The sequence below is a fragment of the Planococcus chinensis genome (assembly GCF_042681545.1).
GTDB lineage: Bacteria > Bacillota > Bacilli > Bacillales_A > Planococcaceae > Planococcus > Planococcus chinensis.
In genome coordinates, this window is sequence record NZ_JBHUFW010000007.1 from 33,395 (window position 1) to 47,935 (window position 14,541).

General features: G+C 50.3%; 12 protein-coding genes and 1 pseudogene. 9 read left to right on the forward strand and 4 right to left on the reverse strand.

Going from position 1 to position 14,541, the window contains the following annotated elements; translation table 11 throughout:
* Positions 1–106: 106 nt before the first annotated feature.
* From ACFSDB_RS10115 to ACFSDB_RS10130, 4 genes and pseudogenes are all read left to right on the forward strand, one after another.
* Positions 107–1,282: a cytochrome P450 family protein gene (locus ACFSDB_RS10115; protein ID WP_204892964.1), complete on the forward strand. Its 1,176-nt coding sequence runs from the start codon at positions 107–109 to the stop codon at positions 1,280–1,282.
* An 87-nt stretch (positions 1,283–1,369) separates the two neighbouring features.
* Positions 1,370–2,677: pseudogene (locus ACFSDB_RS10120) on the forward strand (DUF2254 domain-containing protein).
* Positions 2,678–2,711: 34 nt separating this feature from the next.
* On the forward strand, positions 2,712–3,773 hold the full coding sequence (locus tag ACFSDB_RS10125; RefSeq protein WP_204892967.1) for a mechanosensitive ion channel family protein: 1,062 nt from the start codon (positions 2,712–2,714) through the stop codon (positions 3,771–3,773).
* Between the two features lie 81 nt (positions 3,774–3,854).
* Positions 3,855–4,259, forward strand: coding sequence for a YndM family protein (locus tag ACFSDB_RS10130; protein ID WP_204892968.1), 405 nt, complete (start codon positions 3,855–3,857; stop codon positions 4,257–4,259).
* Between the two features lie 476 nt (positions 4,260–4,735).
* Here ACFSDB_RS10130 and ACFSDB_RS10135 read toward each other — a convergent pair whose 3' ends face one another.
* Entirely contained in the window at positions 4,736–5,626 is an 891-nt protein-coding gene (locus tag ACFSDB_RS10135) for a cation diffusion facilitator family transporter (RefSeq protein WP_204892969.1), read from the reverse strand.
* A 287-nt stretch (positions 5,627–5,913) separates the two neighbouring features.
* Between ACFSDB_RS10135 and chrA the strand changes: the two genes are divergently transcribed.
* The 3 genes from chrA to kynB are packed head-to-tail and all read left to right on the forward strand — an operon-like array spanning position 5,914 to position 8,973.
* Complete coding sequence (chrA, locus tag ACFSDB_RS10140) at positions 5,914–7,080, forward strand: chromate efflux transporter (RefSeq protein WP_204892970.1); 1,167 nt, start codon at positions 5,914–5,916, stop codon at positions 7,078–7,080.
* A gap of 19 nt (positions 7,081–7,099) precedes the next feature.
* The gene (kynU, locus tag ACFSDB_RS10145) at positions 7,100–8,353 is read left to right on the forward strand and encodes a kynureninase (protein ID WP_204892971.1); all 1,254 of its coding nucleotides are present in this window, start codon (positions 7,100–7,102) and stop codon (positions 8,351–8,353) included.
* The gene (kynB, locus tag ACFSDB_RS10150; protein ID WP_204892972.1) at positions 8,353–8,973 is read left to right on the forward strand and encodes an arylformamidase; all 621 of its coding nucleotides are present in this window, start codon (positions 8,353–8,355) and stop codon (positions 8,971–8,973) included. The genes kynU and kynB overlap by 1 nt, the downstream gene beginning before the upstream one ends.
* A 37-nt stretch (positions 8,974–9,010) precedes the next feature.
* Here kynB and ACFSDB_RS10155 read toward each other — a convergent pair whose 3' ends face one another.
* Positions 9,011–9,394, reverse strand: a complete 384-nt coding sequence (locus ACFSDB_RS10155) for a phosphatase (protein ID WP_377339976.1) — start codon at positions 9,392–9,394, stop codon at positions 9,011–9,013.
* Positions 9,395–9,619: 225 nt separating this feature from the next.
* Complete coding sequence (locus tag ACFSDB_RS10160; protein ID WP_204892974.1) at positions 9,620–10,156, reverse strand: universal stress protein; 537 nt, start codon at positions 10,154–10,156, stop codon at positions 9,620–9,622.
* 517 nt (positions 10,157–10,673) lie between these two features.
* Between ACFSDB_RS10160 and ACFSDB_RS10165 the strand changes: the two genes are divergently transcribed.
* Positions 10,674–12,410 (forward strand): ABC transporter ATP-binding protein, encoded by a 1,737-nt coding sequence (locus ACFSDB_RS10165; protein WP_204892976.1) that lies wholly within the window; start codon positions 10,674–10,676, stop codon positions 12,408–12,410.
* A gap of 2 nt (positions 12,411–12,412) precedes the next feature.
* The gene (locus ACFSDB_RS10170) at positions 12,413–14,167 is read left to right on the forward strand and encodes an ABC transporter ATP-binding protein (protein ID WP_204892977.1); all 1,755 of its coding nucleotides are present in this window, start codon (positions 12,413–12,415) and stop codon (positions 14,165–14,167) included.
* A gap of 151 nt (positions 14,168–14,318) precedes the next feature.
* On the opposite strand, the gene ACFSDB_RS10175 is transcribed toward ACFSDB_RS10170, so the two are convergent.
* The gene (locus ACFSDB_RS10175; RefSeq protein ID WP_204892978.1) at positions 14,319–14,522 is read right to left on the reverse strand and encodes a YheE family protein; all 204 of its coding nucleotides are present in this window, start codon (positions 14,520–14,522) and stop codon (positions 14,319–14,321) included.
* Between the last annotated feature and the right edge of the window lie 19 nt (positions 14,523–14,541).

Here is a 14,541-nt window from a genome sequence, read left to right on the forward strand (position 1 = left end):
AAAAGCCGGTTTTCCGGCTTTTTTTATTTTGTCGTGCAAATTAAGGCGAAGGACCGATAAGGTCCGAGAGCTGGCCGGGTATAGGATACAAAAGGAGGCGAAGAAAATGACCGAAGAATTGTTTACAGCGGATTTTATCCGCAATCCCTATCCGGCATATTCGAAATTGCGGGAAATGGATCCGGTCCATTATGTGCATTTTCAGGACGGGCAGCGGGGCTGGCTGGTGACCGGTTATGAAGACGGAGCAGCGGTTCTCAAGGATGCCCGGTTTATCAAGGACTTTTCGAAGCTTTACGGCGGCAGCATGGACGGCATGTCCGTCTTCACCCAAAACATGCTTTTTTCCGACCCGCCGGACCATAAGCGCCTAAGGGGACTGGCACAAAAAGCGTTCACGCCGAAAATGATTTCGGGCATGCGCGGACGCATACAGGAAATCACGGACACTCTTCTGGATGGTCTGGAAGGAAAGAAGGATGTGGACCTCATTGATGAATTTGCGTTCCCGCTCCCCATCATTGTCATCTGTGAGATTTTAGGCGTGCCTGCCGAAGACCGCGATAAATTCCGGCTCTGGTCCAATTCGCTGATCGAAGGTACCAGCGGAGAAGCGGGCGTCAGCGTCTATCAGCATATGACCCAGTTTATCGAATACCTTGGCCAGTGGTTCCAGAAGGTCCGAGCCAATCCGGATGGCAGCTTGATCAGCAAATTGATCGAGACAGAAGAGGCAGGCGACCGGCTCTCCGAGAAAGAATTATACGGTTTGGTTTCGCTGCTGATCATCGCCGGCCACGAGACGACCGTGAACCTGATCGGCAATACGGTCCTTGCCCTGATGGCATATCCTGATCAGCAGGACATGCTGAGGGAGCAGCCGGAGCTGGTACCTCAAGCGATAGAGGAATCGCTCCGCTTCAATGGGCCGGTGGAATTCAGCACGTCGCGCTGGGCAAGCGAAGACCTGGAATTCCGGGGAAAAAGGATCCACCGGGGAGATGTCGTCGTGGTGGCCTTGAACGCTGCGAACCATGATCCGGAAAAGTTCGAGGCGCCGGACCGGTTCGATGTTTTGCGGGAAAAGAGCCCGCATCTGGCATTCGGCATGGGCATCCATTTTTGCCTGGGTGCGCCGCTTGCACGGCTCGAAGGAGAGATTGCCATTTCAAGCCTGCTGTCCCGTTTCGGAAACATTCGCCTGGCAGTGGATGAGAGCGAATTGTCCTGGCGGCCGGGCATGATTGTCCGCGGGGTCAAGGAGCTGTCAGTCAACTTATGATCGCAAAAGGCCGGACGAATAGTCCGGCCTTTTATAATGACTAGTTTGTCTGCAGAAAGGAAAGGGAAAACAGGGGGAAATGCAGGAATGGAAGAAGGGGTGCGCGTGAAGCCGATTTCATACATCTTCAAAGAAAAAATCTGGATTACACCGGCATTGTACAGTTTGGGGGCCTTGATCTTATCACTGGCAGCTTTTTATTTTGATCTGTATATCATCGAGCTTTTTATTGATGCGATTCCTTCAGTATTTCTCACCGATGTTGAGGCCGGACAGACCATCCTTGGAATCCTGGCGGCAGCGATGCTGACGATGACCACATTCACTTTTTCAACGGTGCTGGTAGTTTTGACGATGTACGCTTCACAATTTTCCCCGCGAGCCCCTGAAAATTTCATCCGCAGTTCCACCACCCGGCACGTCCTCGGCATTTTCCTGGGCGGGTTCATCTTCAATATGCTTTCACTCCTCTATATGCAAAAAGATGTCTTTGATCATGAAATCCTTTCTACAGCGATCGGCATTGGGGTGGTTTTCATCTGTATCGCGGCGTTTGCCTACTATATCCATTTTGTAGCGGCGAATGTCCAAGTCAGCACGTTGATCAATAAATTGATGGCAGATGCTGAAGAAATCATTGACGAATACCAAAAGCTGTATGAAAAGAAGCACCTGTCGCTCGATGAGTGGCGTCCGGAAGGGAAAAGTTTGAAAGTGAAGGCGGAAACATCGGGTTATATCCAGTTTGTCGATTTAACGAAATTGGAAGATTAGGCGGAAGGGAACGATGCGCAAGTTGAAATCATTGTGAAAATCGGGGAATACGTTTTTGAAGGAAAACCGGTCATGAGCGTCTATTCGAAAACCGGGAATCTTCAGCCGGAAAAACCTTTTATCACGATCGGGGACGAACGGACGGCAGAAGAGGACCTGGGCTATTCCATCCAGAAAATCGTCGAAGTGGCCATTCGGGCAACTTCCCCCGGCCGGCAGGATCCGAATACGGCAAATGACATTCTGATGCGGTTGGGCCATCTTCTGGGGCAGGTGGGGCATTTGAAGACAGATGGGCTGGTACTGACGGATGAAAAGGGAAAAAGCCGGCTGTTGTATCGATTCTCTTCTTTCAGTGATATTTTATACAAGGCTTTTTATCAGATCACTTACCATTCCAAGCAGGACATTTCGGTGTTTTCCGCTATGACCGATGCCTTGATTGTCGCAGCTTCGATTGCCCCGGATATTCGGCATGAGACCATCTGGAAAACAGAACTATATATTCTCGAGGCCCTTCAAGATGTGGAGCTCAAGTCGCTCGACCGCGAGTATCTTCAAAAAAGAGTCGATGAACTGGCAGCCATAACGGGAAATGAGACGGTGGAAGCGGAATGTTGATAATTGGGCAACGGCCCAAGAAAGGAGGGGCACCATGCCGAACAACCAGTTGTTTGAAGGCATTGCTTTTTTAAAAGATTTATCTCTAGTGGAATTTTTTCTGTTTTTCGTATACCTGGCATTGATTTTTATTGTGAAATCCGCTGTGCTCTGGCTTATCCGCTTTTTGACAAAGGGCCGGTCTTTTAGGGACCGCGTTTATCCGATCATAGAAGACGTTTTGAATTTATTGGCCATTTATGGTGCTATCCTCTTTTTCCTTTATTATTTTTCAAGGGAAAAATGGCTGTTCACGCCTTTCTATGAAACAGAAGGCGTCGAAGTGTCCATCTTCCTGATTGTGGTCGCTGTCATGATTGTCACGTTCATGAGCCGGCTTGTAAAAGCGTTCAATAGCTACGTCATGCCTTTTTTCTACGAGCAGTTTGACGTTGATGTCGGGCTGAGTTATACCATCAACCGGCTGATCTATTATATCGTGATGTTCATGGCGCTGGCTTTGAGCTTTACGACGGTCGGGCTTGATCTGACGGCCATCGGGGTGGTCTTCAGTGTGCTTGGAATCGGAATCGGTTTTGGTGTGCGCAATATCGCGGCGAATTTCGTTTCCGGGATTATCATTTTGTTTGAACGCCCGATGGAAGTCGGGGAGATGGTGGAAATCGATAAGAAAATCGGCCGCATTTCCAAAATCAAATTGCGTTCGACAATTGTGGAGACGCTAAAAGATGGAACGCTTGTGGTGCCTAACCAATACTTTATTGAACAGATTGTCAAAAACCGCTCGAGCGCTGAACTGATGGCCCGGGTGGTGGTAAGCGTCGCTTACGGCAGCGACACGGAACGAGTCGCCGAACTTTTAAGCGAAGCGGCCGCACAAGAGATGCAAAACGTGAAGGGCATACCGGATAAAGAACCTGATATTCAGTTTGTCGGATTCCGGAATTCCGCATTGGACCTGCAGCTTGAAGTCCATGTCACGACCATTGAAATGAAGGAGAAACTCGAAAGCCGACTGCGGCATGCAATCGCTCGGCTGCTGTTCGAGAACGGCATCCAGCTGGCAGCAAACCCTATAAATCAGAATGATAAATAAATATTATTTTATTAATTTAATGCTTGTTTTGCGAAGGGAAGGGGTATTTATAGAGTAGTAGAAACTAGGGAGGGTAGAGCTATGAACCACGTAAAAGCTTTGGCGATAAAGTTTGTCATGATTGCTGCAGTCTTATTTATCATCCTGACGCTCATGTTTGATGTACCGCTTGCCGATACGCTTTGGATCAGTTTGGCTCTGACAATCATCGCATATGCCATGGGTGATCTGATGGTTTTCCGCAAAGCTGGAAACCGTGCAGAACAAAACAAACGCAATGCCATTGCCACTGTTGCTGATATCGTGGTCGCATTCCTTGTTATCTGGGTGATGGGTGAGGCTTTGGTGGGCAACGATGTCAACATCGCAACTCCTGCTATCGTTTCCGCTCTTCTCATCGGCGGCGGCGAATGGTTTTTCCACAAATACCTCGACCGCAGCGTGTTCCCGGAAAAGGACGATCATGCCCATACAGCAGCACGGTAATGAAAAAGAGCTGTTCCCATTCGGGAACAGCTCTCAGATTGTAGACAAAGTTTAAATTGAATGAATAGAGATGTATAAGCCCGACCGGGCTGGCCACTTCGCTTTCCGTGGGCTCGGCTTCCCTCGCTTCCCTCGCTTCGCTCAGTCCAGGGTCTTCAGCTCGAGTCGCTTCGCTCAGTCCAGGGTCTTCAGCTCGAGTCGCTTCGCTGCTCCCACAGGAGTCTCCGTAGCCAGCCCGGTCGGGAGCGTCATCTGTATCTGATAGAGGAGCTAAGAATACTAATCCTGCTTTGGCCTGCTGGGAACAAGCCGCTGGCTTCAGGATCTGTAACGGAAAGCGTCCGCCTGAAGTGGAGGATCCAACACAGCTTCTATTAGTTTTATTCATCGAATTGAAAAATTATTCTTTTGTCTACAAGCTCAGAGCTGTTCCCATTCGGGAACAGCTCTTTTTTTAAGAAAAATACCTGTGTTGATTACTCGAAATCCGATTCCGGACTTTCAAAATCGGGTTCAATGTGGACAAGAATGACGCAATTCGGTTTGATTTTGTGGATCTTCCGTTCGATTTCTTCCGTAATCCAATGGCTTTCTACAACATTCAACGACGGGTCCACCGCAATCGTCAAATCGATAAACATCACATTTCCATGGTTCCGGCCTTTGAAATCCCGCAGGACGCCGACACCCGGAACTTTCCGGACCAGGACCGACATCGTTTCCACTTCGTCTTCCAGGAAGCCGTCGGTCAGCGTCCACACGGCTTCTTTGAAGATGTCGATGGCCGTTTTGATGATGAGGAGCCCGACGATAAAGGCGGTGATGACGTCGAGGATTGGGGCACCAAAGACCGCCCCGATAATCCCGATGCCTGCTCCGATGCTAACAAGCGCATCCGAACGGTTGTCATGCGCGGCTGCCCGGACAGCTGCACTTTTAATTTCATTGCCCAGTTTCATGTTGTAGCGATAAACCGCATACATGACGATTGCGCTGAAAAAGGCGATGCCGGCGGTATACAGGGAAGGGACCGATTCGGCGGGTTCGAAAAAGCCCCGTACGGCGTCGATCAAAACCTGGAGCCCGATGACGGCCATGATGAACGAAGCCAGCAAGGAAGCGATTGTCTCTGCCCGGAGATGGCCGTAATGATGGTTCTCATCCGGCGGCTTCTGGGATATCCGCAGCCCCACAAGAACCGCGACGGAAGCGATTATATCGGTCAAGTTGTTCAGCCCGTCCGCTTTCAGCGCTTCCGAAGAACCCGCAAAACCGAACGCGAGCTTGATGGCGCTCAGGAAAATGTAGGCGCCAATGGAGATCCAAGCCCCTTTTTCCCCTTTGCGCAAATTTGTATATACTTCCATAAAGTTTCCCGCCTCCAAGTCTCTTAAACAAAGGGAAACGACCCTCGAAAGAGAGCCGTTTCGTCAGAATTCTGATTTTATTTGTTTCATAGCGTATAAGGCCTTTTGACAGCAATTTGCCTATGGGTTCGCTGCAGTATGTTTTTTCAAGCTTTCTCATTATAGCAAAATACCTGCCAACCCGCTACAGGTGAAATGAAATCTGCATCAAGTTGAAGGATGAAATTACATAAGCAATCAGTTATGCTTTTTAGGGGGTATTATTTATTGATGCAAAGGAGAACGATATGGCGAAAAGAAATTATGGGGAAATTTTAAAAGCTTCTACCAAACTGGGGCTCACATCATTCGGCGGACCGACTGCCCATCTTGGCTATTTCCGGGAAGAGTACGTAGTGAAGCGGAAATGGCTGGATGACAAAGCCTATGCGGACTTGGTGGCGTTATGCCAATTCCTGCCGGGGCCCGCAAGTTCACAGGTCGGGATTTCGATCGGCATGCTGAGAGGAGGAATATTCGGCGGTTTCCTGTCATGGTTCGGGTTCACGATGCCATCGGTCATTTTGCTGATTTTATTCGCCATGCTCGTGTCGAATGCAGGGTTTGACAGCGGATGGATCCATGGATTGAAGATTGTCGCAGTAGCGGTAGTTGCGCATGCATTGATGGGCATGTCGAAAACGCTGACACCGGATTTGACCCGGATCACCATCGCTTTGGCGGCTGCGGCAGTGATTCTGCTGGTTCCGACAGCCTGGGCGCAGATTGGAATCATCATACTCGCAGGGATTGTCGGCTACGCACTCTTCCGGAAGGAGAAAGCGCCGGAAGCGGTGAAGCTGGCACTGACATTCGGAAAAAAGACAGGCATCGCGGCCTGGAGCATATTTGCGGGGCTCCTGATCGGTCTGCCATTGCTGCGGCCGGCGATCGACTCTGCGCTTTATGCAATTTTTGATATTTTCTACCGTGTCGGATCCATCGTTTTCGGCGGGGGGCATGTGGTGCTTCCGATGCTCGAACGCGAAGTTGTCCCGGGGTGGATGACAGATGATCTTTTCATCTCCGGATACGGTGCGGCGCAAGCAGTTCCCGGGCCGCTTTTCACCTTAAGCGGTTATCTTGGACAGTTGATGGACGGCGGTTTTGGTGCGGTTGTTGCGGTCATTGCGATGTTCCTGCCTTCGTTTCTTTTGGTCATCGGGACCTTGCCGTTCTGGAGTGTGATCCGGACAAAACCGGGCGTCCAGGCGGCATTAAAAGGCGTCAATGCGGCTGTAGTAGGCATTTTGCTTGCTGCTCTCTATGACCCGGTTTTTACATCCGCTATTCGCGGGCCGGTTGATTTTGCAATTGCGCTAGCTGCCTTTGCAATGTTAGTCTATTTTAAATTGGCTCCCTGGATTGTCGTCTTGGTGACGGCAGTTTTAGGTGCAGTGGCATACGCAATTTGAAATATGAGGGGGATGCAAGGTGGAAAAGATAAAACAGCAGGATCAGAAAGACACGTTGGCACGCTTCAAAAAGGAATTTTTTCAGCCCGAAAACCAGATCTACATGGATGGGAATTCGCTCGGACTGATGTCGGAGCGGGCTGAAAAAAAGCTTTTCGCTTTGGCGGAAAGCTGGAAGCACCATGGCATTGAAGGCTGGACAGAAGGAGAGCATCCCTGGTTCACGCTGGCGGAAAATCTGAGCGAGCGGATTGCGCCGCTCGTCGGGGCCGGTGCCCATGAAGTGATGGTGACAGGTTCGATAACATCGAACATCCATCAGATGCTGTCGACGGTTTATCAGCCGTCGGCGGAGCGTTCCGTGATTTTGGTGGATGAGCTGAATTTCCCGTCTGATATTTATGCAGTGGAGAGCCATTTGCGCTTGCGGGGACAGAATCCGGAGACGGCGATGCGCAAAGTCAAGAGCCGGGACGGCTACACGATTTCATTTGATGACATTGCCGAAGGGCTGGCGGAAGATGTAGCCGTCTTGCTGCTGCCGTCCGTGCTTTATCGGAGCGGCCAGCTTTTGCCGATCCGGAAAATTACGGAAGCAGCCCATGAAAAAGGGATTTTGGTCGGTTTCGACCTCGCCCATTCGATCGGAGCCCTGCCGCACGAACTTCATGACGATGGCGTCGATTTTGCCGTGTGGTGCCATTACAAATACATGAATTCCGGGCCGGGAGGGACTGGCGGACTATATCTCCATGAACGCCACCATCACCTGCTTCCGGGAATTGCCGGATGGTTCGGTTCGGACAAGGCGAAGCAATTCGATATGGACCATTCCTTTGTAAAAGCGGACGGGGCCGGCGCATACCAGGTCGGTACGCCGAACATCTTCAGCATGGCGCCTCTTCTCGGCAGTGTGGAAATTTTTGAAGAAGCGGGCATCGGAAACGTCCGGCAAAAGTCGCTCGAGCTGACCCGTCTGATGCGGGAGCTTATAGCGGAGCAACTGCCGATGCTGAAAGATGTGACGCCGGGCGCTGACGAAGAGCGCGGCGGCCATATCGCACTTGCGCATGAGGAAGCGGCGCGCATCTGCAAAGCGCTGAAAGCGGAAGGGGTCGTTCCGGATTTCCGCGCGCCGGATATCATCCGTTTGGCGCCGATCGCGCTGTATACGTCATTCCAGGATGTCGAGGACATGGTCGGAAGGCTCAAGCGGATCATGGACCAGGAACTTTTCAAGAACTTTACCAATGAACGAAATGTGGTGGCATGATGGCGCGTGAACTATATGACATCTCGATGGATTTGAATGCTGCAACGCCGGAATGGCCGGGCGATACGGCATTCGGTTACCGGCTTTCAGTCACCCAGGAACAAAGCGGTTCGGTCAATATCGGCGAACTGAAAACCAGCACCCATATCGGCACACATGTCGATGCGCCGTATCATTATGACGCTCAGGGATTGAAAATCGATGAGCTTCCGCTGGATGTCTATCTCTCTACGGCACAAGTGGTCGATGTCCAAGGTAAGTCCGTCGTTTCCAAGAAGGATTTGCCGGCGCCGGAAGCCGGAGTTTCAACAATCCTGCTCAAAACGGCTTCCTGGAGCGACCGGAAAAAGTTCCCGCCCCATTGGCCGCTGTTCGAAACGGAACTGGCAGAATGGCTTGTGGAACATGGCATCAGGCTTCTCGGCGTCGATGTGCCTTCCGTCGATCCTGAAACCAGCAAGGAGCTGCCGATGCACCAGGCCATGAACAAGCACGGCCGTTTCATCCTCGAAGGGATCGTGCTTGATGATGTGCCGGCTGGCGTCTATCAATTGGCTGCACTGCCGCTGAAAATTACAGGAGCGGAAGGAAGCCCGGTGCGCGCCGTCCTCTATAAATAAAAAATAAACCCTTCACTGGCTGTTCAAGTGAAGGGTTTTACATATAATTAGACCGGAAATAAGGTTCAAGATTTTTTATGTTCATGGCGATTTCATCACAGACTTCCTGGTATAAAGCCCATTGCTCGTTTTTATCGGATGAACGGAGTTCCGGATTTCGGATATCCCATCTTAAAAGCTTCTGTTGCGGCAAGTCCGCCGGGATGTCGGCACTTTCATACTCGCTGTCATGCAAGGCCACAATGAGATCGGCCTGGCTCACTTCCTGCGAATTGTAGGAACGCGGTTCAACTTTCGGTATATGCAGGACAATTTCTTTCATGACTTCAAAAGGCGTTTCGGTAAATGACGGCTGTCCCCAGGCAGCGCTTCGGATGTCCCAGTCAGGAAGTTCCAGGCGGTTTGCCCATATTTCAGCCATTAGGCCTCGGTGCTGCTGAGAAGACAGAAAATATACGGTATGCTTAGACATAGCTGCTTCCCTTCTTCCTCGACTCTATTATTTTATTCTTAGTAATGTTTACCCATGCATATCGAATCTAAACTGATAAATATGTGACTAATTATTGTATAATAATATGAATCGGTATGAAAAATAGCCTCCCGGATAAGCTGAATTGCTTGCTTTTTCCGGTGAGGCTATCAATTATTTGACAACTAGGACCGAGCATGACGATTCTTTTATCAACTTTTTGCTGACCGATCCGATAAAGAATCGTTGCAATCCGGATTTTCCGCTGTTGCCGATGACCAATAAATCGATGTTCTGTTCTTCGATAAACGCTGCGATTGTCTTGCCGGCGCTTCCTTCGAGTGCGAGCACATCTGCTTCTACGCCTTTTTCATCCAATTGCTGCTGAATGGCATTATGCATATGCTTCGAATACTCGATGGAGGAATGTTCGAATTCATCGGGCTGCCGAAGGTCGTTCGGCGCCCGGTGGTGATTTTCACCGATTTCCGGCGGCATATACTGGGCATAGGTGCTGTCGACTTGTGGCGAAACAACCGGCGCCGATGCGTCCTTCATCCGGGCCGCCCGGAAATTCTCATTGTACTCTTCGTTGACGTAGATGACCGACAGCTTTACATCCGGCAGCACTTTCTTCATTTCAATCGCTTGGTTGAAAGCCATTTTGCTTCCATCCGATCCATCATAAGCTACTGCGATATTGTGAAACATTGCGATCCACTCCGTTCCCTTAGTTCTTAGTTCTAAATTACCCTTGCACCGGAGAATGAAACATAAGGCACAATCATCGAAAATAAAATTTATTCGAAAAACGTTGACAATTCAAAAATGCGAGTGTTACTCTTGAACTACCAAATCAATGGAAAAGGAGGCTGCGGCAATGAAACGTACTGTATTTATAAACTCATCCAATTTAATTCAATTGCCGGGCCTCCCTCTTAATTGTCATTGAATTTATTTCGTGACTAGAAATTCTGGGGACAGGTCTGCTGACCTGTCTTTTTTTCGTGCCCGCGCACCTGAGAAACAGGTGCGCGGTTTTTTGGTTCCAGCGACAGAAGCCCCAGGACTAAGCCCCATGGATGGTTTGCCCAGCTATAAGCTGTTCAAATATAAAAAAACCAAAGGAGAGAATGAAGATGAGAAAACTTCAGAAACGGAAAATCATGATCAAGGAATCGCTTGAAGGCGACTAGTGGACGGCAAAAAAAGAAAGAAGGCGTAAATGATGTTCAGTGTTTTATGGAAATTAAAATGGTTTTTTAGAGAAAACTGGCTCCGGTACTCGATTGCCGTAGGCCTGTTGATGATTGCGAATGTGCTGGAAATTGTACCGCCTTGGCTGATTGGGCTAGCGATCGATTCCATTGCGCAAGGGGAGCTGTCGGCAACTCTTTTGTGGCAATATATTGGGGCTTTGGCGGTTGCCATGGTGCTGGCGTACTTCATCAACTTTGTCTGGCAATACCAGTTGTTCGGGGGGGCATATGTTATCGAGCGGCAGCTCCGTTCCAGTTTGATGGGCCATTTCCTGAAAATGACCCCGACATTCTATGAGAAGAACCGGACGGGGGATTTGATGGCCCGTGCTACGAACGATTTGAGGGCCATCTCGGAAACGGCCGGCTTCGGCATATTGACACTGGTCGATTCCACCTTGTACATGGCAACGATCATTATCGCGATGGGTATGCTCGTGTCCTGGGAATTGACATTCCTGGCGTTGATCCCGCTGCCGATCTTGGCGCTGGTGGTCCAAGTGCTCGGCAAAAAGATCCACGAGCGCTATACAGCTGCCCAGGATGCATTCGGCGATATGAACGACAGTGTCTTGGAATCGATTGGCGGCGTGCGCGTCGTTCGTGCCTATGTCCAGGAGCGCAGATCCGAAAAAGACTTTTCGGACATGACCAACGATGTTTATGAAAAATACATGGCGGTCGAACGGATCGATGCCTTGTTCGCACCGGTGACGAAATTGCTGACAACGTTCAGCTACATGATCGGCCTGGGCTATGGTGCGTTCCTGGTGGCAGATGGGACCATGACGCTCGGTGACTTGGTTGCATTCAACGTCTATCTCGGGATGATCGTCTGGCCGATGTTCGCCATCGGGGAAATGATCAACATCCTGCAGCGCGGAAACGCGTCGCTTGACCGGGTCAATGAAACCCTTGACTACAAAGAAGATGTGGTGGATCCAGCCAAGCCTGAAGAAACCGGAAAACCGGAAGGCATCGGATTCAGGGATTTCAGCTTTACGTACCCGCAGTCGAGCACCATCAACCTGCAAGGCATCAATTTGTCCATGAACAGCGGGCAGACGCTCGGCATCGTCGGGAAAACAGGCAGCGGAAAAACGACGTTCGTCAAACAGCTGCTGCGTGAATACCCGGCGGGTGAAGGGTCCATCTTGATGAACGGCATTGAGCTGGACCAATTGACCAAAGACCAGATCCGCAGCTGGATCGGTTACGTGCCGCAGGACCATGTCCTGTTCTCGCGCACGATCCGTGCAAACATCCTGTTCGGGAAATCGGATGCCAGCGAAGAAGAGATTGATGAAGCAATCCGCCTTTCCTATTTCGAGAAGGATTTGGCGATGATGCCGAACGGCCTCGATACCCTGGTGGGAGAAAAAGGGGTGGCACTGTCCGGCGGCCAAAAGCAGCGGATCTCGATTGCACGGGCACTTATTAAAAATCCGGAAATTCTCATCTTGGACGATTCCCTCTCTGCCGTGGATGCGAAGACGGAAGCGAAAATCATTGAGAATATCCAAAAAGAACGTTCCGGAAAAACGACGATTATCACGACGCACCGGCTTTCCGCCGTGCAGCACGCAGACTGGATCGTCGTACTCGATGACGGCAAAATCATCGAAGAAGGAACACATGAAGATTTGCTGAACAGAAATGGTTGGTATAACGAACAATTCCTCCGCCAGCAGATCGAGGAGGTGTAAGCATGGGAACAGGAAAACGTCTAGTCCAGTACGCCATGACTTTTAAAGGAATATTGATATGGGGGCTTGTGCTCCTGGCAATCGCTGTCGCAGCGGATCTCGCAGCGCCGTTGATTGCCAAAGAAATCATCGACAACCACATCGCTCCCGCACAGGAGCAAGTGGATTTTGAACCGATTGCGCTTTTGCTGGCCGTCTTCTTGGCTTCCGGCATCGTAGCGGCTGTGTTCCGCTACTTGCAGTTCATCTTCCTCCAAAAAGGGGCGAACCGCATCATCCGCAAAATGCGCAACGATGTGTTTGAACATGTGCAGACTTTGCCGATTCGCTATTTCGACGACTTGCCGGCGGGCAAAGTGGTATCGCGCATCACCAACGACACGGAAGCCATCCGTGAATTGTTCTTTACGGTCTTTTCCCAATTCGCGACCAGCTTCATGTACTTGGCGGGCATCTATGCTGCGCTGTTCTACCTGGACTGGAAGCTTGCAGCGATGATGCTGGTACTGCTTCCGATGCTCTATGGCTGGATGCTCATCTACCGGAAATACGCTTCAAAATACAACCATGTCGTCCGTGAAAAATTGAGCGATATGAATGCCATCATCAACGAATCGATTCAAGGGATGACCATCATCCAGGCGTTCCGCAATGAAAAGCAAATGAAAAACGAGTTTGAAGAGCTGAACAATACACATTACAAGTTTCAGCAGAAATTGCTGATTCTGGAAGCGACTGCTTCCCATAATATGGTCGGCGTCCTGCGCTCCCTTATTTTCATCCTGTTCATCGCTTATTTCGGAACCGGTTCACTGACAGGGGAGACCGCAGTTACCGTGGGTGTGCTTTACGCATTCATCGACTATATCATCCGGCTGTTCAATCCGATCAGCGGCATCGTCAACCAATTTTCGCGCCTGGAACAGGCATTGGTTGCAGCGGAGCGGGTATTCCGCCTGCTGGACCGCACCGGAGAACCGGTCAGCGATGAAAAAATCGCACGCTACCGCGGCAATGTCCGGTTTGAAGATGTCTGGTTCGCCTATGAGAAAGAGGAATATGTCCTGAAGAATATTTCGTTTGAAGCGAGCCAAGGGGAGACCGTGGCGCTTGTCGGCCATACGGGCTCCGGGAAGAGTTCCATCATGAACTTGCTCCTGCGCTTCTATGACGTTTCGAAAGGGCGGATCACCATTGATGGCCAAAATATCAATGATATGTCCCGCCAGTCGGTCCGCGACCATATGGGAATCGTTCTGCAAGATCCGTATCTGTTCACAGGCACGATCGAGTCGAATGTTTCCCTTGGAGATCCGCGCATTACGCGCGAGCGGGTCGAAGAAGCACTGGAAGCGGTCGGCGGCGAACGTGTACTCAAACACTTGCCGGGTGGCATCGATGAACCGGTCGTTGAAAAAGGAAGCACCCTGTCATCCGGCCAGCGGCAATTGGTTTCATTTGCCCGTGCGCTGGCGTTCGATCCGGCTATCCTGATTTTGGATGAAGCCACCTCGAACATTGATACAGAAACAGAAGAAATCATCCAGCATGCCATGAACGTGCTGAAAAGGGGCCGTACAACATTTATCATTGCCCACCGTTTGTCGACCATCAAAAATGCAGACCGCATCTTGGTGCTGGACCACGGGGAGATTGCCGAATCCGGTTCCCATGAGGAATTGATGAAACTCGGCGGCCAGTATTACCAGATGTACAAGATCCAATCCGGAATGTCCTCTACCCAGCAAGTCGGGTAAGGGGACATTCCCTTTTTTATGCAATCCGGTTTATCCCGGATAGGAACCTGTTCAATCTTTGGTTCGTGCAATGCAATTGCTGTTAAAAATCCAGCCCTTTACCTATAATGGAAAAGCGGATATAAAAAAGCGCCGGAAACTTTCCAGCGCTTCAATCGTATACATGGAAGAGCATCAGCTCATGGATCATGGTTTTTACGGTTTCTTCATCCTGCGGCGGATTCGTCAGCCAGGTGATGCGGCCGTCCGGATGATATTCGCCCGCGATGCGTTCGTTCTTATAGAAAAAAGAGATGTTCCAGCCAGGCAATTGGGCGTTGTCGAACATCGGCTTGAATTTGAAATGCTGCAGCATGCGAATCCTCCTTTGTGTT

Bases quoted from the DNA above. Each gene is read 5' to 3' on its own strand.
- ACFSDB_RS10115 (WP_204892964.1), top strand. From the start codon at position 107: ATGACCGAAGAATTGTTTACAGCGGATTTTATCCGCAATCCCTATCCG.
- ACFSDB_RS10125 (WP_204892967.1), top strand. From the start codon at position 2,712: ATGCCGAACAACCAGTTGTTTGAAGGCATTGCTTTTTTAAAAGATTTA.
- ACFSDB_RS10130 (WP_204892968.1), top strand. From the start codon at position 3,855: ATGAACCACGTAAAAGCTTTGGCGATAAAGTTTGTCATGATTGCTGCA.
- ACFSDB_RS10135 (WP_204892969.1), bottom strand. From the start codon at position 5,626: ATGGAAGTATATACAAATTTGCGCAAAGGGGAAAAAGGGGCTTGGATC.
- chrA (WP_204892970.1), top strand. From the start codon at position 5,914: ATGGCGAAAAGAAATTATGGGGAAATTTTAAAAGCTTCTACCAAACTG.
- kynB (WP_204892972.1), top strand. From the start codon at position 8,353: ATGGCGCGTGAACTATATGACATCTCGATGGATTTGAATGCTGCAACG.
- ACFSDB_RS10155 (WP_377339976.1), bottom strand. From the start codon at position 9,394: ATGGCTGAAATATGGGCAAACCGCCTGGAACTTCCTGACTGGGACATC.
- ACFSDB_RS10160 (WP_204892974.1), bottom strand. From the start codon at position 10,156: ATGTTTCACAATATCGCAGTAGCTTATGATGGATCGGATGGAAGCAAA.
- ACFSDB_RS10165 (WP_204892976.1), top strand. From the start codon at position 10,674: ATGTTCAGTGTTTTATGGAAATTAAAATGGTTTTTTAGAGAAAACTGG.
- ACFSDB_RS10170 (WP_204892977.1), top strand. From the start codon at position 12,413: ATGGGAACAGGAAAACGTCTAGTCCAGTACGCCATGACTTTTAAAGGA.
- ACFSDB_RS10175 (WP_204892978.1), bottom strand. From the start codon at position 14,522: ATGCTGCAGCATTTCAAATTCAAGCCGATGTTCGACAACGCCCAATTG.